Genomic DNA, 22,066 nt, shown 5'->3' with positions numbered 1-22,066 from the left:
GAAGACCCCCGGGGCGGACACCTTCCGGGAGCCTTCAGCTCATCGACGGATCAGACGGCCTCGACGACCGGCGCCGGCACCGACTCCTCCTGGCCATGCTCAGGCGCAGCCGGCCCCGCCCCTCGCAGCGCGACCTCCTTCACGAACACCGCCGCCACCAGCGAGGCGACAGCCACCACCGCGCCCAGCAGGAAGGCCGAGTGCGTGCCCGCGGACACCGCGTGCTGGTACGCCTCCCGCGCCGCCGCCGGCAGCTTCGCCAGGCTCGCCGCGTCCAGCTGCGCCGACTTCTCGGTGATCTTCGAGCCCAGCGCCCCGGCCCGCTCGGACATGACGTCCTGGACCCGGTTGTTGAACAGCGCACCCATGATGGCGACACCGAAGGACGAGCCGAGCGTACGGAACAGGGTGGTCGAGGAGGACGCGACGCCCATGTCCTTCATCTCGACGCTGTTCTGCGCGACCAGCATCGTGATCTGCATCAGGCAGCCCATGCCCAGACCGACGACCGCCATGAACACCCCGGACATGAACCGCGAGGTCCCCGTGTCCATGGTCGACATCAGGTACAGACCGACGATCATCAGGACGCTGCCGGCGATCGGGAACACCTTGTACTTGCCGGTGTTGGTGGTCACCCGCCCGGCCACCATCGAGGTGACCAGCATCGCGCCGAGCATCGGCAGGAGCAGCAGCCCGGAGTTGGTCGCGGACGCGCCCTGCACCGACTGCTGGTACAGCGGCAGGAACAGCGTGGCGCCGAACATCACGAATCCGGTGATGAAGCCGATGATCGACATCAGCGTGAAGTTGCGGCTGCGGAAGATGTGCAGCGGTACGACCGGCTCCGCGGCCTTGGTCTGCCAGAACACGAACCCGATCAGCGCGGCCACGCCGATGCCGATCAGCTCCATGATCCGCGCGGACGTCCAGGCGTACTCCGAACCGCCCCAGGTGGTGACCAGCACGATCGAGGTGATGCCGACGGTCAGCAGCACGACGCCGAGGTAGTCGATGCCGGCCTTGGACCGCTTCTTCGGCAGGTGCAGTACGGCGCTGATCAGACCGAGCGCCACGACGCCGAGCGGCAGGTTGATGTAGAAGGCCCAGCGCCAGCCCCAGTTGTCGGTGATGGTGCCGCCGACCAGCGGTCCGCCGATCATCGCGATGGCCATGACGCCGGCCATCATGCCCTGGTACTTGCCCCGCTCACGCGGCGGGATCAGGTCACCGATGATCGCCATGACGCCGACCATCAGACCGCCGGCACCGAGGCCCTGGACGGCCCGGAAGCCGATCAGTTCGCCCATGTTCTGGGCCATGCCGCTGAGCGCGGAGCCGATCAGGAAGATCACGATCGAGGTCATGAACGTGGTCTTGCGCCCGAACATGTCGCCGAGCTTGCCCCAGACCGGCGTTGCCGCCGCGGTGGCCAGCGTGTACGCCGTCACCACCCAGGACAGGTGCTCGAGGCCGCCGAGGTCGCCGACGATCGTCGGCATCGCCGTACCCACGATCATGTTGTCGAGCATCGCGAGCATCATGGTGATCATGAGCGCGAGCAGCACGACCCGTACGCTCTTCGGCTGCTTCTCCGGCTTCCCGTCCGGTAGTTCGTCCGGCTTGGTCTCGACCGTCTGTGTGTCCGCCATCGTTTCCACTCCCCAAGGAACTTCCTGGAACTGCTGGGAACTGCCTGGTACTTCCCCCCGGCCGACCACTTACTTGCCGCCCGGCTAGTTGACTACACTGAGGAAGGTAGACCCGTAACTAGCCGGGCGTCAAGTAAGTTTTCTAGTCGGGCGGCAAGTAAGTTCGCAGGGGGCGTGAGGAGCGCGAGAATGGGCGGCACGATGGACGGCACCAAGCGGCAGCGCCGCGGAAACACTCGCCAGCGCATCCAGGACGTGGCGCTCGAGCTCTTCGCCGAGCAGGGTTACGAGAAGACCTCGCTGCGGGAGATCGCCGAGAGCCTGGACGTCACCAAGGCTGCGCTCTACTACCACTTCAAGACCAAGGAAGAGATCCTCGTCAGCATCTTCGAGGACCTCTCCCAGCCGATCGAGGAACTGATCGAGTGGGGCAAGGGCCAGCCGCACACCCTGGAGACCAAGCAGGAGATCATCCGCCGCTACAACGAGGTGCTCCGCGAGGCGCTCCCGCTCTTCCGCTTCATGCAGGAGAACCAGGGGACGGTGAAGGAACTGCGCATCGGCGAGATGTTCCGCAACCGCATGATGGGCATGCGCGACATCCTCATCGACCCGAAGGCCCCCCTGGTCGACCAGGTCCGCTGTGTCAGCGCGGTCTTCACGATGCACGCCGGGATGTTCGCGCTCAACGACCTGCCGGGCACCGACGAGGAGAAGCGGGAGGCGGTCCTGGAGGTCGCGACGGCCCTCGTGACACAGGCGCACGAGGGCATGACGGCGTCGTAACTCCGCAGTACCTCTTAGAGGCTGAGGCCCTTGGCGCGCAGGAAGGAGACGGGGTCGATCGCCGAACCGTAGTTGGCGGTCGTACGGATCTCGAAGTGCAGGTGCGGGCCGCTGGAGTTGCCGGTGTTGCCGGACAGCGCGATGTGCTGTCCGGTGGTGACGACCTGGCCGACCTTGACGTCGATGCGGGACAGGTGCGCGTACTGCGAGTACGTCCCGTTGGCGTGCTTGATGACGATCGCGTTGCCGTACGCGGACCCGTCGCCGGCGCCGTTGCCGCCGGCCTTGACGACGGTCCCGCCGTGCGCGGCCACGACCTCGGTGCCGCTGGCGACGGCGAAGTCCTGCCCGCTGTGGGTGGACTGCCACATGCTGCCGGCCTGCGCGAAGCTCGCGGAGAGCGTGTACTTCGCCACCGGGTGGACCCAGGAGGCGGCCTTCTTGGCAGCGGCCTTCTTGGCGGCCGCCTTCTTCGCGCTCGCGGCCTTCGCCTTGGCGGCCGCGGCGCTCTTGGCGGCCTGTGCGGCCTTGGCCTGTGCGGCGGCCTGCGCCTGGACCGCGCTCGCGGCGCTGGAGGCGGCGGTGGCATCGGCGGCGACCGCGACTCCGGCTCCCAGCACGACCGACACGCCGAGTCCGGCGGCCAGGACGGCCGCGCGGGTGCGGAGCGGGGACGTACGGGAAGAGCGGGGCGTGACACGCGAAGACATCGGAACCTCGGGGGGACGGGGACAGAAAAACCACCCGGCGCACGGACGGCGGCCGGATGGGGCATCCCTTGGTAACCCCGAGACCCGTAAACCCCCAAAACCCCCATCTACGACTACAACTAGTACTTCACCACAAAACTTCCCACCAAAAGCCCCTGCCCCTTCGGCCCGAACGGCCCACTACCCGGCCTAGTAGGGCCGGATCCCGCTGTGCGGCATGTCACCGGCGACCCCGGCGAATCCCGCACCCCATGTGACGCACATCTCTGGCCACTTACCCGCCAGTAACCCTACGGTTCCCCTCGCGCCACCCTCGCCCCTGAACATGCACCAGACAACGACATACGGACGTGAGAGGACCCCCACCCATGAGAAGCCGACGCCCCTGGGCGCGCCGCACCGCCGTCATCGCAGTCTCGGCCGCCTCCCTGGCAGCCCTGGCGGCCCCCGCCGAAGCGGCGACGACCGCCTCCGGGGACGTCGACTACGCGACCTGGCAGCAGGACTGCCAGACGGTGATGGACCAGGCGCTGCCGTACCTGAAGCAGCGGATCGCCTCCGCCCAGCCGGGCAGGAAGCAGGCGATCGTCTTCGACATCGACAACACCACGCTGGAGACCGACTTCGGCTTCAGCTTCCCGCAGCCGGCCAACAAGCCGGTCCTGAACGTCGCCAGATACGCCCAGGAACACGGCGTCTCCCTCTTCTTCGTCACGGCCCGCCCCGGGATCATCTACCTCCCCACCGAGTACAACCTCGAGCACGACGGCTACCAGGTCTCCGGCCTCTACGTCCGCGGCCTCTTCGACCTCTTCAAGGACGTCGCCGCCTACAAGACCGCCCAGCGCGTCGACATCGAGAACAAGGGTTACGACATCATCGCGAACATCGGCAACAGCGCGACGGACCTGTCGGGCGGCCACGCCGACAAGACGTTCAAACTCCCGGACTACGACGGTCAGTTGTCGTAGGCACCGGTTAGGCTCCATCCGACGGCGTGAGTCACGGGGGTGGCGGATGGAGCCTGCGGTACTGGGCGGCAAACTGGCGTCGAGCCTGGTCGGCCCGCTGGTGAGGAAGCTGTTCGTGGCGGACGGGCCGGGGGCGGGGCTGGTCGACAAGCCGGTCCGGCTGAAGGACCTGGTCTCTTTCCGGGGCGAGAAGCGCGTCCTGGGCGAACAGGAGGTCCGCAAGCTCGCCGAGCACCTGGTCTCCCAGGCCGTCGACTCCCCCGGCGAGCCGCCCTTCCCCGCCGACGAGCAGACCGCCGTCACCGACGCCCTCGCCCGCCGCCTGCTCGCCCTCGGCGACCTCGACATGGACGACGTCCAGGCCGTACGCCTGGGCCACCGCGAGCTGGCCCGGCAGTTGCAGTACCTCTCCCCCGCGGCCGACGGCCTGTCCGGCGACGCCCTCTACTTCCTCGGGAGCGCCACCGAGTGGGCCTGCCTCCAGATCCTGGAGTTCTTCACCCGCCGCTCCACCTTCGTGGCCCGCACGCTCGTGGAACAGTCCCGGGCACAGGCCGAACTCATCACCAAGGTCGACGAGTTGCTGGCCCGCACACCACGCCCGGACGCCCGGGACACCGCCTTCGAGCGCGGCTATCTCTCCTACGTCGCCCAGAAGCACGGCAAGCTCACGATCTACGGCATCGACCTCGGCAACTCCCCGGACCGCTGGCCTCTGGACGCGGCCTACCTCAGCCTGGACGTGATCGGCCGCGGCGAGGACCCGGCCTTCGGCCCACCGTCCGCCGCGCCCGTCTCCACCCCCGCGGACCAGGCCCTGGTCGGCCACGACCGCGTACTCCTCCGCGGAACGGCAGGCTCCGGCAAAACCACCCTCATCCAATGGCTCGCGGTCTCGGCGGCGACCGGCCCCACCGACCGCATGGCCTACCTCACCGGCCGCGTCCCCTTCGTCCTCCCCCTCCGCACCCTCACCCGCCACGGCGAACGCCTCCCGGCCCCGGCGCACTTCCTCACGGCCGTCGGCTGCCCCCTGTCCGGCACCCAGCCGGACGGCTGGGAGAACCGCGTCCTGGCGGGCGGCCGGGCGCTCGTCCTGGTCGACGGCCTGGACGAGGTCCCCGAACCGGAGCGCGAACGCGCCCGCACCTGGTTGCGCGACCTGATCGAGGCGTACCCCGGCAACCGCTGGCTGGTCACGTCCCGCCCCTCCGCGGTCCGCGAGGACTGGCTCGCCGCGGACGGCTTCACCGAGCTGGGCCTGTCCTCGATGAGCCCGGCGGACGTGGCGTCCTTCATCCGCCGCTGGCACGGGGCGGCCACCACGGGCACGCAGGAGGAGGACGAACAGCTGAAGGTGTACGAGTCCCAACTCCTCGACGCCGTCCGCACCAAGCCCGACCTGGGCCGCCTCGCCACCAACCCCCTGATGTGCGGCCTGATCTGCGCGCTGCACCGCGACCGGCGGGGGTATCTCCCATACGGCCGCAAGGAGCTGTACGACTCCGCCCTGTCGATGCTGCTGGTCCGCCGGGACCGGGAGCGGGACATGACGGGCCCGGAGCTGAGCGAGGAGCCTCAACTGCAGCTGTTGCAGCGCCTGGCTTACTGGCTGATCCGCAACGGCCGTACCGAGCTGGACCGTTCGCGGGCGGAGAGCATCATCAGGGAGGTGCTGCCGGCGGTGCCGGCGGCGCAGGTCCTCGGGGATGCGGAAGCGGTGCTACGCCATTTCCTGATCCGCACAGGCCTGCTGCTCTCACCCGCCCCGGAGACGATCCACTTCGTACACCGAACGTTCCAGGACTACCTGGGCGCGCGGGCCGCGGTAGAGTCCGGCGACTTCGGCCTGCTGGTGGCGCAGGCGTGGGACGACCAGTGGGCGGACGTGATCCGGATGGCGGTGGCACAGGCCCGGCCGCGGGAACGGGCGGAGCTGCTGGACCTGTTGACGGACACCTCGAACAAGCGCGCCCGCTTGATGGCTTTGGCTTGCCTGGAGCACGCGACGGAACTGGATCCGGCGGTACGACGGCGGGTGGAGGAGTCGGCCACGCCCCTGCTGCCGCCCCGGACGGCGAAGGAGGCCACGGAGCTGGCGGAGGAGGTCGGGCCTCTGCTCCTGGAGCTGTTGCCGGGCCCGGAGGGACTCTCGGACGAAGAGGCGGAGGCGGTTACGGCGACGGCGGCGCTGGTGGGGACGGATGCGGCGGTGCCGGTGCTGGCGCGGTTTCGGGGGCATGCGGCGGAGCGGGTCCGCATCAATCTGGCGCGAGCCTGGGAGCGTTTCGACGCGAAGACGTACGCCGACGAGGTGCTGGCCCATGTCGACACCAGCGACTTCTTCGTCTTCCTCACCTCGGCCGAGCACCTGTCCGCCCTGCCACGACTCGGCCAACAGGAGCGTCTCGGCATCACAGGCGACCACACGCTCGCGGATCTTCTGAGAGCGGTCCCCGATAACGTGAAGCAGCTGGGCATCTACGAGAACAACCTGGTGAGCGACCTGCGTCCGCTGACCGCCCTGCGCTCACTCCAGCATCTGGTCCTGGGTCGCGGCTCGCGCGTGCGCGATATCGCTCCCTTGGCCGATACGGGCGTGGTTGATCTGAACTTGCACGACCTGCGCGAGGTGTCCGGCCTGGACCGCCTGGACACACTGGAGAGCCTCACCCTCGCGACCCCGCTGCCGGGAGGCGGACTGGCCGCACTTCCCCAAGGCGCGCCGCTGATCCATATCAGTCTGGGCAGAGAAGCCGTCCGGGACACAGGACTGCGCGGCCTGAGCCATTGGCCGACGCTGCGCAGCTTCCATCTCTGGGAGGACATCGACACCCCGCTTGGCACCAAGGACTGGTCGGAGGTCGCCAAGCTCCCTCACCTTTCGCGACTGGGCATGGGAGCGGTCCTCATTCCCAGCCTTGAGCAAGCGCCGCAACTACCCACAGTCGAGTCCTTGGAAATCATGAGCTTCCGGGAGAACGTGGATCTCACGCCGCTCGCCCGCTGCTGTCCGCAGGTGCGCACGGTCAGCATTCACCTGACCCAGCCGTCTGTGCCTGCGAGCACGGCCCCTTTCGCAGCCCTCTTCCCCGACGCCGAAGTCACCCTCAAGCCTTTCCGCCCCTACTTTTTCTGACCAAGCGAAAGGGACCGGCGCCCAAAGGCACCGGCCCCTCTCATCGGCTAACCCCGAAGGGCTACGCCTCCTTGCTCAGGTTGGGCCCAGCCCCACCCGCGGCCTGCTCGATCGGCGGGACGTCGGGCAGCGCCGACTTCTCCTCGCCCCGGAAGGTGAAGGTCTGTGTCTCGCCCTCGCCCTCCGTGTCGACGACCACGATGTGACCGGGACGCAGCTCGCCGAAGAGGATCTTCTCCGACAGGGTGTCCTCGATCTCCCGCTGGATCGTGCGGCGCAGCGGCCGCGCGCCCAGGACGGGGTCGTAACCCTTCTTGGACAGCAGCTCCTTGGCGGACTGGGAGAGCTCGATGCCCATGTCCCGGTCCTTGAGGCGCTCGTCCACCTTGCCGACCATGAGGTCGACGATCGCGAGGATGTCGTCCTGGGTCAGCTGCGGGAAGACGACGACGTCGTCGACGCGGTTGAGGAACTCGGGGCGGAAGTGCTGCTTGAGCTCGTCCGAGACCTTGTTCTTCATCCGCTCGTAGTTGGACTTCGTGTCACCCGAGGCCGCGAAGCCGAGGTTGAAGCCCTTGGAGATGTCCCGGGTGCCGAGGTTGGTCGTCATGATGATGACCGTGTTCTTGAAGTCCACGACCCGGCCCTGGGAGTCGGTCAGGCGACCGTCCTCCAGGATCTGCAGCAGCGAGTTGAAGATGTCCGGGTGGGCCTTCTCGACCTCGTCGAAGAGGACCACGGAGAACGGCTTGCGCCGCACCTTCTCGGTCAGCTGGCCGCCCTCTTCGTAGCCCACGTAGCCGGGGGGCGAACCGAAGAGACGCGAGACGGTGTGCTTCTCGCTGAACTCCGACATGTCGAGGGAGATCAGCGCGTCCTCGTCGCCGAAGAGGAACTCGGCGAGCGCCTTGGAGAGTTCCGTCTTACCGACGCCGGACGGGCCGGCGAAGATGAACGAACCACCGGGGCGCTTCGGGTCCTTGAGGCCCGCACGCGTACGACGGATCGCCTTCGAGAGCGCCTTGACGGCGTCCTTCTGACCGATGACCCGCTTATGGAGCTCGTCCTCCATGCGGAGCAGGCGGGAGGACTCCTCCTCCGTGAGCTTGAAGACCGGGATGCCGGTGGCGGTCGCGAGGACCTCGGCGATCAGCTCGCCGTCGACCTCGGCGACGACGTCCATGTCGCCGGCCTTCCACTCCTTCTCCCGCTTGGCCTTGGCGGCCAGGAGCTGCTTCTCCTTGTCGCGGAGGGAGGCGGCCTTCTCGAAGTCCTGCGAGTCGATCGCGGACTCCTTGTCGCGGCGCACGCCCGCGATCTTCTCGTCGAACTCGCGGAGGTCCGGCGGAGCCGTCATCCGGCGGATGCGCATCCGGGAACCGGCCTCGTCGATCAGGTCGATCGCCTTGTCCGGGAGGAAGCGGTCCGAGATGTAACGGTCGGCCAGGGTCGCGGCCTGGACGAGGGCCTCGTCCGTGATCGAGACGCGGTGGTGGGCCTCGTACCGGTCGCGCAGACCCTTGAGGATCTCGATGGTGTGCGGGAGCGAGGGCTCGGCGACCTGGATGGGCTGGAAGCGGCGCTCGAGGGCCGCGTCCTTCTCCAGGTGCTTGCGGTACTCGTCCAGCGTGGTCGCACCGATGGTCTGGAGCTCACCGCGGGCCAGCATCGGCTTCAGGATCGAAGCGGCGTCGATGGCGCCCTCGGCGGCACCCGCACCGACCAGCGTGTGCAGCTCGTCGATGAACAGGATGATGTCGCCGCGGGTGCGGATCTCCTTGAGGACCTTCTTCAGGCGCTCCTCGAAGTCACCGCGGTAGCGGGAGCCGGCGACCAGAGCGCCGAGGTCGAGGGTGTAGAGGTGCTTGTCCTTGAGGGTCTCGGGCACCTCGCCCTTGACGATGGCCTGGGCGAGGCCCTCGACGACGGCGGTCTTGCCGACGCCGGGCTCACCGATCAGGACCGGGTTGTTCTTGGTACGGCGGGACAGCACCTGCATGACCCGCTCGATCTCCTTCTCGCGCCCGATGACCGGGTCGAGCTTGGACTCACGAGCGGCCTGGGTGAGGTTCCGGCCGAACTGGTCGAGGACCAGGGACGTCGAGGGGGTGCCCTCGGCAGGGCCGCCGGCGGTGGCGGTCTCCTTGCCCTGGTAGCCGGAGAGCAGCTGGATGACCTGCTGCCGCACCCGGTTGAGATCGGCGCCCAGCTTCACGAGGACCTGGGCGGCGACGCCCTCGCCCTCGCGGATCAGGCCGAGCAGGATGTGCTCGGTGCCGATGTAGTTGTGGCCGAGCTGAAGGGCCTCGCGGAGCGACAGCTCCAGGACCTTCTTGGCACGGGGGGTGAAGGGGATGTGCCCGGACGGGGCCTGCTGGCCCTGGCCGATGATCTCCTCCACCTGCTGGCGGACCGCCTCGAGCGAAATCCCGAGGCTCTCAAGGGCCTTGGCGGCGACACCCTCACCCTCGTGGATCAGGCCCAGGAGGATGTGCTCGGTGCCGATGTAGTTGTGGTTGAGCATCCGGGCTTCTTCCTGAGCCAGGACGACAACCCGCCGCGCGCGGTCGGTGAACCTCTCGAACATCGTTAATCGCTCCTCAGAGCGGTCAGGCAGTGGGGGAACTTCCCCTCCCTGTCCTTCCGCAGCTTAGTCCCGCAAGCGGGGACCGCTCATTCCAACTGCCGACACCGTCCTTGGCCTCCTGACCCCGAACGCCGACATCTGCTCCAACCCGATGGTGCGAGACGATGTTCCCGCAGGCCAGACAGTTACCCCCACCATCAGTACGCCGATGGCGAACGTGAGACCCACTGTCCTGCGTGTCGCCCCCTCCCACTAGGGATGTCTTACCCGCTGGGACTGACACTCCATGCCGCGCGCACCGGTTCGCTCCGCTATGGGCGAACAACCTTGCGCCTCCCCGCACCCCCGCACGCCCCCTCGTTCGACACTCTGCGCATTCGCCAGAACACCCAGCGTAACTCGCAGGCGCTTCTGACGGTTGCACTTGGCATGGTTGGCAGCCACCCCCCGGTCACCCCCGTACTCCCGGCGGACCGCACCATGGTCCCGCTCCCCCGCCGGCCGCTCGATGCGGGCGTCCGGCCCGACGATCACGTCCGCCGGTGGTACGAGAACGAACTGGGCTGGGCGACGGTGCCCGCGGCACGGGAAAACCCCGGCGAGAAGCGGGGAAACCCCGGGGAGGACACGGGATTTCCGGTACGACTGCGGATCGGCGACCGTTTCGACGTCCTGGACGTCCCGGCCGAGGCGGGCCGTGCGGGCCTGCGCCATCTCCTGCCGGGCTCTCCGGTGGCCCTCCAGGGCGAGCGGATGCGGCTGCTGGTGGCCGCGGGCAGCGCGGAGGAGCTGCCGGGGCTGCTGGACTGGCTGGAGTGGGGGGTGCCGGCGCTCGATCTGACGGCGCTCGGCGAGGGCACGCTCATGGACGCGCCGCCGCCCCCGGGGCGCCCGGACGCCGCGCAGGGGGCCGCCGTATGGCTGCGGCCCCCCGAGCCGGGGTGCGAGGTCGAGGCCTCGCTGCCGACGATGTCGGCCGTGGGGGGCGTCGGTGGCGCCCCCGATCTCGTACGACTCGTGGACACGGTGGCAACGCAGTGCCACCGGTTGCGGCTGCGGCGCAAAGGCGCGCAGCCGCCGGCCTTTCCACTGGCCAGCGATCAGGCGTTGGCCTTCTCGTAAGCCTCGCGAATGGACGCGGGGACACGGCCGCGGTCGTTGACCTCGAAACCGTTCTCCTTCGCCCACGCGCGGATCTGCGCGGTGTCCTGGCTGCCACCGGAAGCGGCACGCGCCTTTCCGCGACCGCCCGAAGCGCGGCCTCCGGTACGACGGCCACCCTTCACGTAAGCATCGAGAAGGCCGCGAAGCTTGTCCGCATTGGCGGTCGTGAGATCGATCTCGTACGTCTTGCCGTCCAACGCGAACGTAACCGTCTCGTCCGCCTCGCCGCCGTCGAGGTCGTCGACAAGAAGGACCTGAACCTTCTGTGCCACCGGATTTCCTTTCATCGATAACTTGCGGGCCTGGGGTCTGCGGCGTCCGCCGTTTCGCCGTCCCCTGTTATATGCAGTACTGCAGTACGTCGGAAAGCAAACCGCTTTTGCCGGAAAAACACAAACCCCCGGCAGAGACCGACTGCCCGCCTCCGGTCCGGAAACATGCGCGTTTCGGACATAGGGAGCCTGGGCATGGGTCGCGGAATACGCTGCGATGATCGGCGATCACAGATGCAGAAGCATCCGGCTGTTGCCCAAGGTGTTCGGTTTCACCCGTTCGAGACCGAGGAACTCCGCGACGCCCTCGTCATAGGAACGCAGTAGCTCCGCGTAGACATCTGTGTCGACGGGCGTCTCACCGATCTCGACGAAGCCGTGCTTGCCGAAGAAGTCCACTTCGAAGGTCAGGCAGAAAACGCGACGAACTCCCAGCCAGCGCGCGGTGTGCAGCAACTTCTCCAGAACCTGATGGCCGACACCGGCGCCCTTCAGGCCGGGCTTCACCGCGAGAGTGCGGACTTCCGCCAGGTCTTCCCACATCACGTGCAGGGCGCCGCAGCCGACGACCTCGGCGTTGTCGTCGCGTTCGGCGACCCAGAACTCCTGGATGTCCTCGTAAAGCGTGACCGTCGCTTTGTCGAGCAGGATGCGCTCGCGGACGTAGGTGTCAAGGAGTCGGCGCACCGCCGGGACATCGCCGGTACGGGCCCGCCGGACGGTGATGGCTTTAGCGCTGACTTCGGGGCCTTCGGGGCTCTGCACTGACATGAGCGGACGCTATCGCCCGCCGCCGTCCGGTGCGGAGCCGGGGTTCTCCTCGCCATCCGCGGGCGCGGATGTTTCCGCCGTCTCTTCCGGTCCTTGGACGATCCGTACGGCGTCCCGCAGGGCGTGTCGCTGTTCCTCGCTCATCATCCCGAAGAACGCGACGAGAGCGGCCGCCGGGTTGTCACTCTGGGACCAGGCGTCGTTCATCAGGGCGGCGGCGTAGGCGGCCCTGGTGGAGACCGCCTCATATCGATAGGCCCGGCCTTCCGCCTCACGGCGCACCCAGCCCTTCTGATGGAGATTGTCCAAAACGGTCATCACCGTGGTGTACGCGATGGACCGTTCCTGCTGAAGGTCTTCCAGGACTTCTCGAACGGTCACCGGGCGGTTCCACTTCCACACCCGCGTCATGACCGCGTCTTCGAGTTCTCCCAATGGGCGAGGCACAGCTCAGCACAATAGTGGGAGAACTCGCCATTGGCGTGCCGGACGTGCACTTTCACCGGCAAACGACAACAAAAAGGGCGTACGGCCCGGAAAACGGGAGCCGTACGCCGGTGTCGGCGGCGGGCGCGGTCAGGCGTCGGTCTTGGCGGGGCCCTGCCGGGCGCCCTCCACGCGCGCGAGGGCGGCGTCGACGGCCGCGTCCTCCTTGGCCTTGTTGGCCCCGCCCTGGGTCTTCACGATCACCCTGATCACGCCGATGAAGAACACGGCCATGACGACCGGGGGCACGAGCGCGGAGACGTAGTCCATGGATCCAGGTTAGCCACGCCCCGAAAGGGGGCCGATGGCGGGGTTGGGCGTGTTCGGCCCCCATGGCATCCCGGTTCAGCCCGCGGCGAGTTCCTGGGGCGGGTTCGGCGCCGGCGGCGGGGCCGGCTTGCGGCGCGGGAAGACCTCGCCGGGGGTGGGGATGGGGCGGCTCGGCTTGGGAGCGTCGGGGGCCGGCTTGGGGGCCGCCGGCTTCTCGGCGGGCTTCCGCTCGGGCTTGTCGGCGGGATCCGCGTTCGCTGCGGCGGCGGGGCCCGCGCCGGGACGGCCCGAGAGGCCGCCGGGGAGGGCCGTGAGGCGCGTGCGGGAGGCGGGGACGGCCGGGGCGTCCCGGCGGGCCGTTCCGCGCGCGAGACGGGCGCGTACGTCCTGTTCGGCCAGGATCTGGCAGCGGTCCAGGAGTGCCGCGGCGACCGGGTTGCCGCGCAGCGCCCGAAGGGCGGCGAGGTCGTCGGGGCCGGGGCGGTAGGCGGCGCCCAGCGCCTCCTCCAGGAGCGTGAGGTAGCCGGCGGCGGTGCCGGGCAGGGCGGCGCGGTAGCGGGCGAGGTCGGCCACCAGGAAGGCACGCAGCCTCGCGCCCTCGCGCATCGCCTCGTCGAGGGAGTCTGCGAGGCGGAGGCAGTCCTGGACGTCCTCGGCGGAGGCGGGGCTCGGGTGCAGGGCGAGGGCGAGAGCGCGGCGGAGCACACGCAGCTCCTCCGCACCGAACGCCATGCCGCCGCGGGATCCGTATGGCGTGGGCATGCGGCGACGGTACGCGCTAATCAGACAAACTCGACATAGGAGGGCGGTGTGGCGCAACCGAGCCACCCGGTTGCGCCCCCACGGTCACCCGGGCGGTCACATGCGGGACACGTTCCGCTCGTACACCAGGCGCAGTCCGACCAGCGTCAGCCACGGCTCGTGCTCGTCGATGACCGAGGACTCGCCCAGGACCATCGGCGCGAGGCCACCGGTCGCGATCACCGTGACGTCGTCGGGGTCCTCCGCGAGCTCCCGCGCCATCCGGCTCACGACCCCGTCGACCTGGCCGGCGAAGCCGTAGATGATGCCGGACTGCATCGCCTCGACGGTGTTCTTGCCGATCACGCTCCGGGGCCGCGCCACCTCGATCTTCCGCAGCTGGGCGCCCCGGACGCCGAGCGCCTCGACGGAGATCTCGATACCGGGGGCGATGACGCCGCCGATGTACTCCCCACGCGCGGAGACGGCGTCGAAGGTGGTCGCCGTACCGAAGTCCACGACGATCGCCGGTCCCCCGTAGAGCTCGACGGCCGCCACCGCGTTGATGATGCGGTCGGCGCCGACCTCCTTGGGGTTGTCGGTCAGGATCGGCACACCGGTCTTCACGCCGGGCTCCACGAGCACCGCGGGCACGTCGCCGTAGTAGCGCCGGGTCACCTCGCGCAGCTCGTGCAGCACGGAGGGGACGGTGGCGCAGATGGCGATGCCGTCGATGCCGTCGCCCAGTTCGTCGCCGAGCAGCGGGTGCATGCCCATCAGGCCCTGCAGCAGCACGGCCAGCTCGTCGGCGGTGCGGCGCGCGTCCGTGGAGATGCGCCAGTGCTCGACGATGTCCTCCCCGTCGAAGAGGCCAAGGACGGTGTGCGTGTTCCCTACGTCGATCGTCAGCAGCATGGGGGTTACCTACTCCGCCGCTCGCAGGTCGAGACCGATGTCGAGGATCGGCGCGGAGTGGGTGAGGGCGCCCACGGCCAGGTAGTCGACGCCGGTGTCGGCGTACACGCGCGCGTTGTCGAGCGTGAGCCGGCCCGAGGCCTCCAGGGCGGCCCGGCCGTGCACCACCGCGACGGCCTCTTCGCACTCGCCGGGCGTGAAGTTGTCGAGCAGGATCAGGTCGGCACCTGCGTCCACGACCTCGCGCAGCTGGTGCAGGGTGTCGACCTCGACCTCGATCGGTACGTCCGGGAATGCCTCCCGTACGGCCTTGAAGGCCTGCGCGACGCCGCCCGCGGCCACCACGTGGTTGTCCTTGACGAGGGCCGCGTCGGAGAGCGACATGCGGTGGTTGACGCCGCCGCCGCAGCGCACCGCGTACTTCTCCATGGAGCGCAGCCCCGGGGTCGTCTTGCGGGTGTCCCGCACCTTGGCCTTGGTGCCGTCCAGTGCGTCCGCCCACGCGCGCGTGGCGGTCGCGATGCCGGACAGGCGGCACAGGAGGTTGAGCGCGCTGCGCTCGGCGGTGAGCAGGTCACGCGTGCGCGTGGTGACCGACAGGAGCTTCTGTCCGGCCTCGACCCGGTCGCCGTCCTCGACGTGCCGCTCGACCTCGAACTCGTCCTCGCAGACCACGGAGATCACTGCTTCGGCGACCCTGAGGCCGGCCACCACGCCCGCCTCGCGCGCGGTGAAGTCGGCGGTGGCGACGGCCTCTTCGGGGATGGTCGCGACCGTGGTCACGTCCACGCCGTGGTCGAGGTCCTCCTGGATGGCGACATTGGCGATGTCCTCGACCTCAAGGGGGTCGAGTCCGGCGTCGGCCAGGAGTTGCGCGAGCGCGGGGTCGAGCCCGCACTCCAGGTATTCGGCGTCGGTTTCCGCGCCGCAGGCGCAGCCGTCGCCGCAGCCGCCGTTCGACGCGAGGGGGAGGTCGGGGGTGCTCACTTCTGTCACTGCTCCTGGAGGGGCTGCCGGGTCGGGGGGAAGTCTGCGGTATCGGTGGTGTGTACGGCGAGGGTGCGGTCCGGATTCAGCCGTACGACGATGTGGCGGCGCCATGCCGCGTCGTCGCGGTCGGCATGGTCCTCGCGCCAGTGGCAGCCCCGGGTCTCCTCGCGCAGCCGGGCGGCGGCGACCAGGACGCGGGCCACGCACAGGAGGTTGGTGGACTCCCAGGTGTCGACGCCGGGCTCGGCGGTCTTGCCGTTCTCGGCGAGGGCGTCGCGGGCCTCGGCGTGCAGCTGCTGGAGCTGGTCGGCGGCCTGGGAGAGCGATTCGGCGGAGCGCAGGACGCCCGCGCCGTTCGTCATGATCCGCTGGATCGCGAACCGGGCCTCGGGCGCCAGCAGCGGGTGCGCGGGCGTCTCGGGGTGCTCGACGGGGGCGGGCACGCGCGCGTGGAGGCCGTTCGCCTGCCGGACCGCCGCGATGTCGGCGGAGATGCGCTCGGCGTAGACCAGGCCCTCGAGGAGGGAGTTGGAGGCCAACCGGTTCGCGCCGTGCACGCCGGTGCAGGCCACCTCACCGCACGCGTACAGGCCCGGGACGGTCGTACGGCCCCGGGAGTCCGTGCGCACGCCCCCGGAGGCGAAGTGGGCGGCCGGCGCGATCGGGATGGGCTCGGTGACCGGGTCGATGCCGTTGGCGCGGCAGGCGGCGAGGATCGTCGGGAAGCGGTGCTCCCACATGTCGGCGCCGAAGTGCCGGCCGTCGAGGAACATGTGCTCGGCGTCCTGCTCCTGCATGCGGCGCACGATGCCCTTGGCGACGATGTCCCGGGGCGCGAGCTCGGCCAGTTCGTGCCGGCCGACCATGAAGCGCACGCCGTCGGCGTCGACGAGGTGGGCGCCCTCGCCGCGGACCGCCTCGGAGACGAGGGGCTGCTGGCCCTCGGCGTCGGCGCCGAGGAACAGCACGGTCGGGTGGAACTGCACGAACTCCAGGTCGCTCACCTCGGCGCCCGCTCGCAGGGCGAGTGCCACGCCGTCGCCGGTCGACACCGACGGGTTGGTGGTCGCGGAGAACACCTGGCCCATGCCACCGGTCGCGAGGACGACCGCGGGGGCGTGCACGGCGCCCACGCCGTCGTGCTGGCCCTCGCCCATGACGTGCAGCGAGACGCCCGCCGTACGGCCGTCGGCGTCGGTCAGCAGGTCGAGGACGAGCGCGTTCTCGATCGTACGGAGGCCACGCGCGCGTACGGCTTCCACAAGTGCCCGGGAGACCTCCGCGCCGGTCGCGTCACCGCCCGCGTGCACGATCCGGCGGCGGTGGTGGCCGCCCTCGCGGGTGAGCTCCAGGCCGCCTTCCTCGGACTCGTCGAAGTGCGTGCCGGTCTCGATGAGGCGGCGTACGGCGTCCGGGCCCTCGGTGACGAGGATCCGTACGGCCTCCTCGTCGCACAGGCCCACGCCGGCCACCAGGGTGTCGTCCAGGTGCTGTTCGGGGGTGTCGCCGTCGCCGAGGGCCGCGGCGATACCGCCCTGCGCCCAGCGGGTGGAGCCGTCGTCGAGGCGGGCCTTGGTGACGACGACCGTCCTCAGGCCGGCGGCCTCGCAGCGCAGGGCCGCGGTGAGGCCGGCGACGCCGGAGCCGACGACCACCACGTCCGCGGCGATGGACCACCCGGGGGCGGGCGCGTGCAGTCGTATGCCTGTGCTGGTCACGAGGCGGCTCCGAGGTTTCCGAAGGTGAGTGGAAGGTTGTCGATCAGCCGGGTCGTCCCGACCCGGGCGGCGACGGCGAGGACGGCCTCGCCGGTGAAGTCGTCCTCGATCTCGGTGAAGTCGGACGGGTCGACGAGCGCGAGGTAGTCCAGTTCGAGCGGCGGGGACAGCCGCGCGGCCTCGTCGAGGACCATGCGGGACGCGGCGCGTACGGCCGAGGGGGCGCCGTAGGAGGTGCGTCGCGAGGTGTCCGCGTCGGCGGAGGCGGTGGACGACGGGAGGGACTTGGCGACGGCGTGCGCGTCGGCCGCGGCGCGCGACTCCCCCAGGGCGCTGAGCGCCTCGGCACGCGCGTGCGTGGCGGGCACCTCGCGCGCCCGCGCGCGCAACGCCTCCTGCGCCGCGTGCCGGTCGCGGCCCGCGAACAGCGCGTGCGAGAGGGAGAGCGCCGTGCGCCGCTCCTCGGGCGAGAGGTAGCGGTTGCGGCTGGAGAGGGCGAGGCCGTCCTCCTCGCGCACGGTGGGCACGCCGACGATCTCCACGCCGAAGTTCAGGTCGCGCACCATGCGGCGGATCAGGGCGAGCTGCTGGGCGTCCTTCTGGCCGTACAGGGCGACATCGGGGCGGGTGAGGTGCAGCAGCTTGGCGACGACGGTGAGCATGCCGTCGAAGTGCCCGGGGCGCGCGGCGCCCTCCAGGCGCTCCCCCATCGGGCCCGCGCCGATGCGCACCTGGGGTTCGCCGCCCGGGTAGACCTCGTCGACGGAGGGCGCGAACACGGCGTCGGCGCCGGCCTCTTCGGCGATCTTGAGGTCGGCGTCCAGGGTGCGCGGGTAGCGGTCGAGGTCCTCGCCCTTGCCGAACTGGAGGGGGTTCACGAAGACGGTGACGACGACCTCGCCGTCCGGTCCGGCGATCTCGCGGGCGGTGCGGACCAGGGTGGCGTGGCCCTCGTGCAGGGCGCCCATGGTCATCACGACGGCGCGGCGGCCGGTACGCGTGCGTGCGTGGAGTTCGTCGGCGGTGCGCAGCAGGGTGGTGGTCATCGGGCGTCTCCCTCGGCGCCGTTGGTCCCGGTGGCGAGGACCCCGAGGAGGTCCTCGGCGAGTTCCGGCTTGAGCAGCCCGTGGGCGAGCGCGCGGTCGGCGGTGGCGCGGGCCATCGCCAGGTACCCGGCGACGGTCTGCGGGGCGTGCTTGCGCAGCTCCGCGACGTGCGCGGCGACCGTGCCCGCGTCCCCGCGCGCGACCGGGCCGGTCAGGGCCGCGTCACCGGAGCGCAGGGCGTTGTCGAGGGCGGCGCCGAGGAGCGGGCCGAGCATCCGGTCGGGCGCCTCCACGCCGGCCTCGCGCAGCAGCTCCATGGACTGCGCGACCAGCGTGACCAGGTGGTTCGCACCCAGCGCGAGCGCCGCGTGGTAGAGCGGGCGCCGCTCCTCGGCGATCCATTCCGGTTCGCCGCCCATCTCGATGACGAGGGCCTCGGCGGCCATCCGCAGTTCGTCGGGGGCGGTGACCCCGAAGGAGCAGCCGGCGAGGCGCTGGACGTCCACGGGCGTGCCCGTGAAAGTCATCGCCGGGTGCAGGGCCAGCGGCAGCGCGCCCGCGCGCAGGGCGGGGTCCAGGACCTTCGCGCCGTACCGCCCGGAGGTGTGCACGAGCAGCTGGCCCGGTCGCACGGCCCCGGTCTCGGCGAGGCCCTCGACCAGGCCGGGCAGGGTGTCGTCCGGGACGGTCAGCAGGACCAGGTCGGCGCGCTGGAGGACTTCGGCGGGCGGGACGAGGGGGACATCGGGGAGAAGCTGCGCGGCGCGCTTCCGGGAGGCGTCGGAGACCCCGGAGACGGCCACCGGGCGATGTCCGGCGAGCTGGAGGGACGCGGCGAGTGCGGGGCCCACGCGACCGGCGCCGACGACACCGACGGTGAGCCGCGCGGGGCGGTCCTTGGGGTCTGGCAGTTGGCTTGTACTCACGCGACGGCGGCCTTCCCGTTCCAGTCCGCTCCGGGTACCGGACGATTTCTCGTCATGTTAACGCGATCCATCCTGAGGGCGTCCGGTTGTCCACAGGCTGTGGGTTATCGCACGCCGTCCGCACACCGACCGCAGGCAGGGAAACCGGCGGGAAAGCCTGTGGAAATCCGGGTGCCCGCCCGGACCCGCGCCAGGCATGATCCGGGCCATGGGCGATACGGCGGAGCAGGGCGAACGGACAGTCGAACACGTACCGGACGAGGAGCGGCGCAAGCGACGCCGTGAACGGCGCATCCGCGCGCACCGGAGCGCGGAGCGCGTGTTCGAGCGCCCCGGGTTCCTGGAAACGCTCCGGGAGCGCCTGGCACTGCTGGACGGCGTCGGCGACGTGTACGACCTCGACGAGACGTCGGACATCTATGGCAACGGCGTGGTGGAGGCCCTGGAGACGAAGGTCGCCGGGCTGCTCGGCCACGAGGCCGCCGCGTTCTTCCCGAGCGGCACCATGGCCCAGCAGGTCGCACTGCGCTGCTGGGCCGGCCGCACCGGCAACCCGGTCGTTGCCCTGCACCCGCTGGCCCACCCCGTGCTGCATGAGCGGGATGCGTTCAGCCAGGTCAGCGGGCTGCGCCCGGTAAGGGTCACCGGCGCGCCGCGGCAGCCGACCGCCGACGAGGTGCGCGGCCTCGACGAACCTTTCGGGGCGCTCATGCTCGAACTGCCGCTCAGGGACGCCGGTTTCGTGCTGCCGTCCTGGGAGGAGCTCACCGAGGTCGTGGAGGCGGCGCACGAGCGCGACGCGGTGGTGCACTTCGACGGCGCGCGCCTGTGGGAGTCCACCGTCCACTTCGGCCGCCCCCTGGACGAGATCGCGGGCCTCGCGGACAGCGTGTACGTGTCGTTCTACAAGTCCGTCGGCGGCTACGGCGGCGCCGCGCTCGCCGGCCCGCAGACGCTGATCGACGAGGCGAAGGCCTGGCGGCACCGGTACGGCGGCCAGATCTTCCAGCAGTTCCCGACGGTGCTGTCGGCCCTCGCCGGCCTGGAGCGCGAGCTGCCGCGGCTTCCCGAGTACGTGACCCACGCGCGCGTGATCGCCGAAGCGATGCGCGAGGGGTTCGCCGCGGCCGGGGTGCCGTGGGCGCGCATCCATCCGGAGCGGCCGCACACGCACGACTTCCAGGTCTGGCTGCCGTACGACGTCGACGTCGTCTCGGAGGCGGCGATCCGGCAGGGCGAGGAGACCGGGACACTCGTGTTCGGTCACGCCTGGGAGGAGAAGGGCCCGGGCCTCGCGTACACCGAGGTGTACGTCCGGGCCCAGGCCCTGGAGTGGACCGCCGACGACGTGAAGGCGGCGGTCGCGGAGTTCGTGGCCCGCCTCAGCCCCTGAAGGGCCGTCGCGCCCTGAAGGGCCCTCGCGTCAGTCGGCGGAGCGCGGCCGCAGGTGCAGCCGGCGGCTGAGCGCCAGCCGTATCCGCCCGTGGGCCGGGTGTCCGGCGACGACCGCGCGGAACTGCCGGTGGTCGCGCCACTCGCGCGCCACCTGCCAGTCGTGCGCGCCGGGCGCGGGCGGGGCGGGCTCGCCCAGTTGCCGGGCACGGTAGGTGTCGAGGAGGTACTGCTGCGTGATGCTCATGGCGGTTCGCCTTCTCGCGACGTATCGGGACGTGGAGACAAGGGTTCGTGGGCTCCGCGGCTGCCCCGGTGATCCCAGGTTGCGCCGGTACGGCGGGGAAGTCGCGTCGATTGACGGGCGCCGTCAATCGAGGGGGGCGTTGTCAGTGGCGGGGTGCACCATGAGGTCATGAGCGTGCGCATCGACATCGCGGGGCTGCGGCCGGAGGGAGTGGCCGTCGTCCCCTCACCCCTGGGCGAGCTCGGCATGGCGCTGCACGCGCTGTCCGAGCCGGGACACCACCCCGGGCTGCAGGCCTGGGTGACGGGTGTCACCGCCCGGCTCGACCCCCACCTGGCGGACCGCATGTGCGAGGCGGACTTCCTGTGGCGGACGACGTTCTCGGACCTCTTCCTGCCGTACGCGGGCATCCCGGGCGGCGCCACCCTCCCCGGGGCCACGCTGGGCGAGGAGCTGGACCTGCTGGACAAGCTGACGGACGAACAGTTCGTGGACGCGGCACTGGAGTTCACCTGCGCCATGCCGTCCTACGGCGTGGGTCCCGGCACGCTCGCCGACCCCGAGCAGCGCCGCCGCGCTCTGGAACTGGCCGCCGCGCGCGGCCCGCAGCAGGAGCGGTTCAGTGGGCTGCTGCTGACGGATCCGCCGCGGATCCGGGCCTGGCTGCGGCAGTTCCTCCAGGACTGCGACGAGGCGTTCTTCGCGGAGACCTGGTCCCGGCTGCGCCACCAGCTCACGGCGGACGCCCGCCACAAGACCGACCTCCTGCGCCACAAGGGCCTGGCCGAGGCGCTGGCCGCGGTGTCCCCGGCGATCACGCTCGACGAGACCGCCGGGCGGATCACGGTCGACAAGCTGACCTCGGGCCGTACGGCCACCGCGGACGGCACCCTCCTGCTCGTACCCACCAGCCTGGGCTGGCCGCACCTGTCCGTCCTGGCCGGTGCTGCACTACCCGGTCGGCTCCCCGGAGCTCGCGGCGCCGCCCTCCGTCGACCAGCTCGCGCTGCGGATGACCGCCCTGTCCCACCCGGTGCGCATGCGGATCTGCCGCTATCTGGCCCGCAGCGCCTACACCACGAGCGAGCTGGCGCAGGCGCACGGCATGACGGCCCCGGAGATATCCCGGCACCTGGGCGTCCTGAAGAAGGCGGGCCTGATCACCACGCGCCGCCGCGGCCGGTACGTCCAGCACCAGCTGGACATAGCCGTGGTGGCCCGGCTGGGCAGCGACTTCCTGGAGGGCATCCTGCGCTGAGCGGGGGCCTGTTCCGAGCCGATCT

Annotated in this window: 19 protein-coding genes and 1 pseudogene; 6 read left to right on the top strand and 14 right to left on the bottom strand. The window is 70.4% G+C overall.

Features of this window, described 5'->3' with window-relative positions; translation table 11 throughout:
* Window positions 1-50 precede the first annotated feature (50 nt).
* On the bottom strand, window positions 51-1,652 hold the full coding sequence (locus ACQEWB_RS27155; RefSeq protein WP_432835364.1) for an MDR family MFS transporter: 1,602 nt from the start codon (window positions 1,650-1,652) through the stop codon (window positions 51-53).
* Window positions 1,653-1,841: 189 nt separating this feature from the next.
* On the opposite strand from ACQEWB_RS27155, the gene ACQEWB_RS27150 reads away from it, so the two are divergent.
* Window positions 1,842-2,438, top strand: coding sequence for a TetR/AcrR family transcriptional regulator (locus tag ACQEWB_RS27150; RefSeq protein ID WP_432835362.1), 597 nt, complete (start codon window positions 1,842-1,844; stop codon window positions 2,436-2,438).
* Window positions 2,439-2,452: 14 nt separating this feature from the next.
* Here ACQEWB_RS27150 and ACQEWB_RS27145 read toward each other — a convergent pair whose 3' ends face one another.
* Entirely contained in the window at window positions 2,453-3,148 is a 696-nt protein-coding gene (locus tag ACQEWB_RS27145) for a M23 family metallopeptidase (RefSeq protein WP_432835360.1), read from the bottom strand.
* Window positions 3,149-3,516: 368 nt separating this feature from the next.
* Here ACQEWB_RS27145 and ACQEWB_RS27140 point away from each other — a divergent pair, with 368 nt between their 5' ends.
* A complete protein-coding gene (locus ACQEWB_RS27140) occupies window positions 3,517-4,119 on the top strand; it encodes an HAD family acid phosphatase (protein WP_432835358.1) in 603 nt (200 codons plus the stop codon).
* Window positions 4,120-4,165: 46 nt separating this feature from the next.
* Complete coding sequence (locus ACQEWB_RS27135) at window positions 4,166-7,258, top strand: NACHT domain-containing protein (protein ID WP_432835356.1); 3,093 nt, start codon at window positions 4,166-4,168, stop codon at window positions 7,256-7,258.
* Between the two features lie 61 nt (window positions 7,259-7,319).
* On the opposite strand, the gene ACQEWB_RS27130 is transcribed toward ACQEWB_RS27135, so the two are convergent.
* Window positions 7,320-9,845, bottom strand: a complete 2,526-nt coding sequence (locus tag ACQEWB_RS27130) for an ATP-dependent Clp protease ATP-binding subunit (RefSeq protein ID WP_432835354.1) — start codon at window positions 9,843-9,845, stop codon at window positions 7,320-7,322.
* Window positions 9,846-10,274: 429 nt separating this feature from the next.
* On the opposite strand from ACQEWB_RS27130, the gene ACQEWB_RS27125 reads away from it, so the two are divergent.
* Window positions 10,275-10,967 (top strand): SCO3374 family protein, encoded by a 693-nt coding sequence (locus ACQEWB_RS27125; RefSeq protein WP_432835352.1) that lies wholly within the window; start codon window positions 10,275-10,277, stop codon window positions 10,965-10,967.
* Here ACQEWB_RS27125 and ACQEWB_RS27120 read toward each other — a convergent pair.
* From ACQEWB_RS27120 to ACQEWB_RS27075, 10 genes are all read right to left on the bottom strand, one after another.
* On the bottom strand, window positions 10,946-11,281 hold the full coding sequence (locus ACQEWB_RS27120) for a histone-like nucleoid-structuring protein Lsr2 (RefSeq protein ID WP_432835350.1): 336 nt from the start codon (window positions 11,279-11,281) through the stop codon (window positions 10,946-10,948). The genes ACQEWB_RS27125 and ACQEWB_RS27120 overlap by 22 nt on opposite strands.
* Window positions 11,282-11,509: 228 nt before the next feature.
* Window positions 11,510-12,052 (bottom strand): amino-acid N-acetyltransferase, encoded by a 543-nt coding sequence (locus tag ACQEWB_RS27115; RefSeq protein ID WP_432835348.1) that lies wholly within the window; start codon window positions 12,050-12,052, stop codon window positions 11,510-11,512.
* Window positions 12,053-12,061: 9 nt separating this feature from the next.
* The gene (locus tag ACQEWB_RS27110; RefSeq protein ID WP_432835346.1) at window positions 12,062-12,463 is read right to left on the bottom strand and encodes a BlaI/MecI/CopY family transcriptional regulator; all 402 of its coding nucleotides are present in this window, start codon (window positions 12,461-12,463) and stop codon (window positions 12,062-12,064) included.
* A gap of 165 nt (window positions 12,464-12,628) precedes the next feature.
* The gene (locus ACQEWB_RS27105; protein WP_432835344.1) at window positions 12,629-12,808 is read right to left on the bottom strand and encodes a hypothetical protein; all 180 of its coding nucleotides are present in this window, start codon (window positions 12,806-12,808) and stop codon (window positions 12,629-12,631) included.
* 75 nt (window positions 12,809-12,883) lie between these two features.
* Window positions 12,884-13,540: a hypothetical protein gene (locus ACQEWB_RS27100; RefSeq protein WP_432844037.1), complete on the bottom strand. Its 657-nt coding sequence runs from the start codon at window positions 13,538-13,540 to the stop codon at window positions 12,884-12,886.
* Window positions 13,541-13,666: 126 nt separating this feature from the next.
* Window positions 13,667-14,464, bottom strand: coding sequence for a type III pantothenate kinase (locus tag ACQEWB_RS27095; RefSeq protein ID WP_432835342.1), 798 nt, complete (start codon window positions 14,462-14,464; stop codon window positions 13,667-13,669).
* Between the two features lie 9 nt (window positions 14,465-14,473).
* Entirely contained in the window at window positions 14,474-15,451 is a 978-nt protein-coding gene (gene nadC, locus ACQEWB_RS27090; protein WP_432835340.1) for a carboxylating nicotinate-nucleotide diphosphorylase, read from the bottom strand.
* A gap of 5 nt (window positions 15,452-15,456) precedes the next feature.
* Window positions 15,457-17,172 (bottom strand): L-aspartate oxidase, encoded by a 1,716-nt coding sequence (locus ACQEWB_RS27085; RefSeq protein ID WP_432835338.1) that lies wholly within the window; start codon window positions 17,170-17,172, stop codon window positions 15,457-15,459.
* Complete coding sequence (gene panC / locus ACQEWB_RS27080; protein WP_432835336.1) at window positions 17,169-18,218, bottom strand: pantoate--beta-alanine ligase; 1,050 nt, start codon at window positions 18,216-18,218, stop codon at window positions 17,169-17,171. Before panC ends, ACQEWB_RS27085 begins: the two co-directional genes overlap by 4 nt.
* Window positions 18,215-19,144 (bottom strand): Rossmann-like and DUF2520 domain-containing protein, encoded by a 930-nt coding sequence (locus ACQEWB_RS27075; RefSeq protein ID WP_432835334.1) that lies wholly within the window; start codon window positions 19,142-19,144, stop codon window positions 18,215-18,217. The genes panC and ACQEWB_RS27075 overlap by 4 nt, the downstream gene beginning before the upstream one ends.
* Window positions 19,145-19,352: 208 nt before the next feature.
* Between ACQEWB_RS27075 and ACQEWB_RS27070 the strand changes: the two genes are divergently transcribed.
* A complete protein-coding gene (locus ACQEWB_RS27070; protein WP_432835332.1) occupies window positions 19,353-20,537 on the top strand; it encodes a threonine aldolase family protein in 1,185 nt (394 codons plus the stop codon).
* A 30-nt stretch (window positions 20,538-20,567) separates the two neighbouring features.
* Here the strand turns inward: ACQEWB_RS27070 and ACQEWB_RS27065 are convergent, their stop codons facing one another.
* Entirely contained in the window at window positions 20,568-20,783 is a 216-nt protein-coding gene (locus tag ACQEWB_RS27065; RefSeq protein WP_432835330.1) for a hypothetical protein, read from the bottom strand.
* A gap of 168 nt (window positions 20,784-20,951) precedes the next feature.
* Here ACQEWB_RS27065 and ACQEWB_RS27060 point away from each other — a divergent pair.
* Window positions 20,952-22,041: pseudogene (locus ACQEWB_RS27060) on the top strand (DUF5937 family protein).
* Window positions 22,042-22,066 lie beyond the last annotated feature (25 nt).

Origin of the sequence: Streptomyces sp. CA-249302, from assembly GCF_050936785.1 — a bacterium.
In the GTDB taxonomy this organism is placed as follows: domain Bacteria; phylum Actinomycetota; class Actinomycetes; order Streptomycetales; family Streptomycetaceae; genus Streptomyces.
Note: the sequence above shows the minus strand (reverse complement) of the source record. Positions and strands in the feature narration are given on the sequence as shown.

Coding starts and splice junctions, on each gene's coding strand:
- ACQEWB_RS27135 (WP_432835356.1), top strand. CDS start 4,166: ATGGAGCCTGCGGTACTGGGCGGCAAACTGGCGTCGAGCCTGGTCGGC.
- ACQEWB_RS27140 (WP_432835358.1), top strand. CDS start 3,517: ATGAGAAGCCGACGCCCCTGGGCGCGCCGCACCGCCGTCATCGCAGTC.
- ACQEWB_RS27130 (WP_432835354.1), bottom strand. CDS start 9,845: ATGTTCGAGAGGTTCACCGACCGCGCGCGGCGGGTTGTCGTCCTGGCT.
- ACQEWB_RS27070 (WP_432835332.1), top strand. CDS start 19,353: ATGGGCGATACGGCGGAGCAGGGCGAACGGACAGTCGAACACGTACCG.
- ACQEWB_RS27095 (WP_432835342.1), bottom strand. CDS start 14,464: ATGCTGCTGACGATCGACGTAGGGAACACGCACACCGTCCTTGGCCTC.
- ACQEWB_RS27155 (WP_432835364.1), bottom strand. CDS start 1,652: ATGGCGGACACACAGACGGTCGAGACCAAGCCGGACGAACTACCGGAC.
- ACQEWB_RS27145 (WP_432835360.1), bottom strand. CDS start 3,148: ATGTCTTCGCGTGTCACGCCCCGCTCTTCCCGTACGTCCCCGCTCCGC.
- ACQEWB_RS27100 (WP_432844037.1), bottom strand. CDS start 13,540: ATGGCGTTCGGTGCGGAGGAGCTGCGTGTGCTCCGCCGCGCTCTCGCC.
- ACQEWB_RS27105 (WP_432835344.1), bottom strand. CDS start 12,808: ATGGACTACGTCTCCGCGCTCGTGCCCCCGGTCGTCATGGCCGTGTTC.
- ACQEWB_RS27115 (WP_432835348.1), bottom strand. CDS start 12,052: ATGTCAGTGCAGAGCCCCGAAGGCCCCGAAGTCAGCGCTAAAGCCATC.
- ACQEWB_RS27125 (WP_432835352.1), top strand. CDS start 10,275: ATGGTTGGCAGCCACCCCCCGGTCACCCCCGTACTCCCGGCGGACCGC.
- ACQEWB_RS27065 (WP_432835330.1), bottom strand. CDS start 20,783: ATGAGCATCACGCAGCAGTACCTCCTCGACACCTACCGTGCCCGGCAA.
- ACQEWB_RS27150 (WP_432835362.1), top strand. CDS start 1,842: ATGGGCGGCACGATGGACGGCACCAAGCGGCAGCGCCGCGGAAACACT.
- ACQEWB_RS27110 (WP_432835346.1), bottom strand. CDS start 12,463: ATGACGCGGGTGTGGAAGTGGAACCGCCCGGTGACCGTTCGAGAAGTC.
- panC (WP_432835336.1), bottom strand. CDS start 18,218: ATGACCACCACCCTGCTGCGCACCGCCGACGAACTCCACGCACGCACG.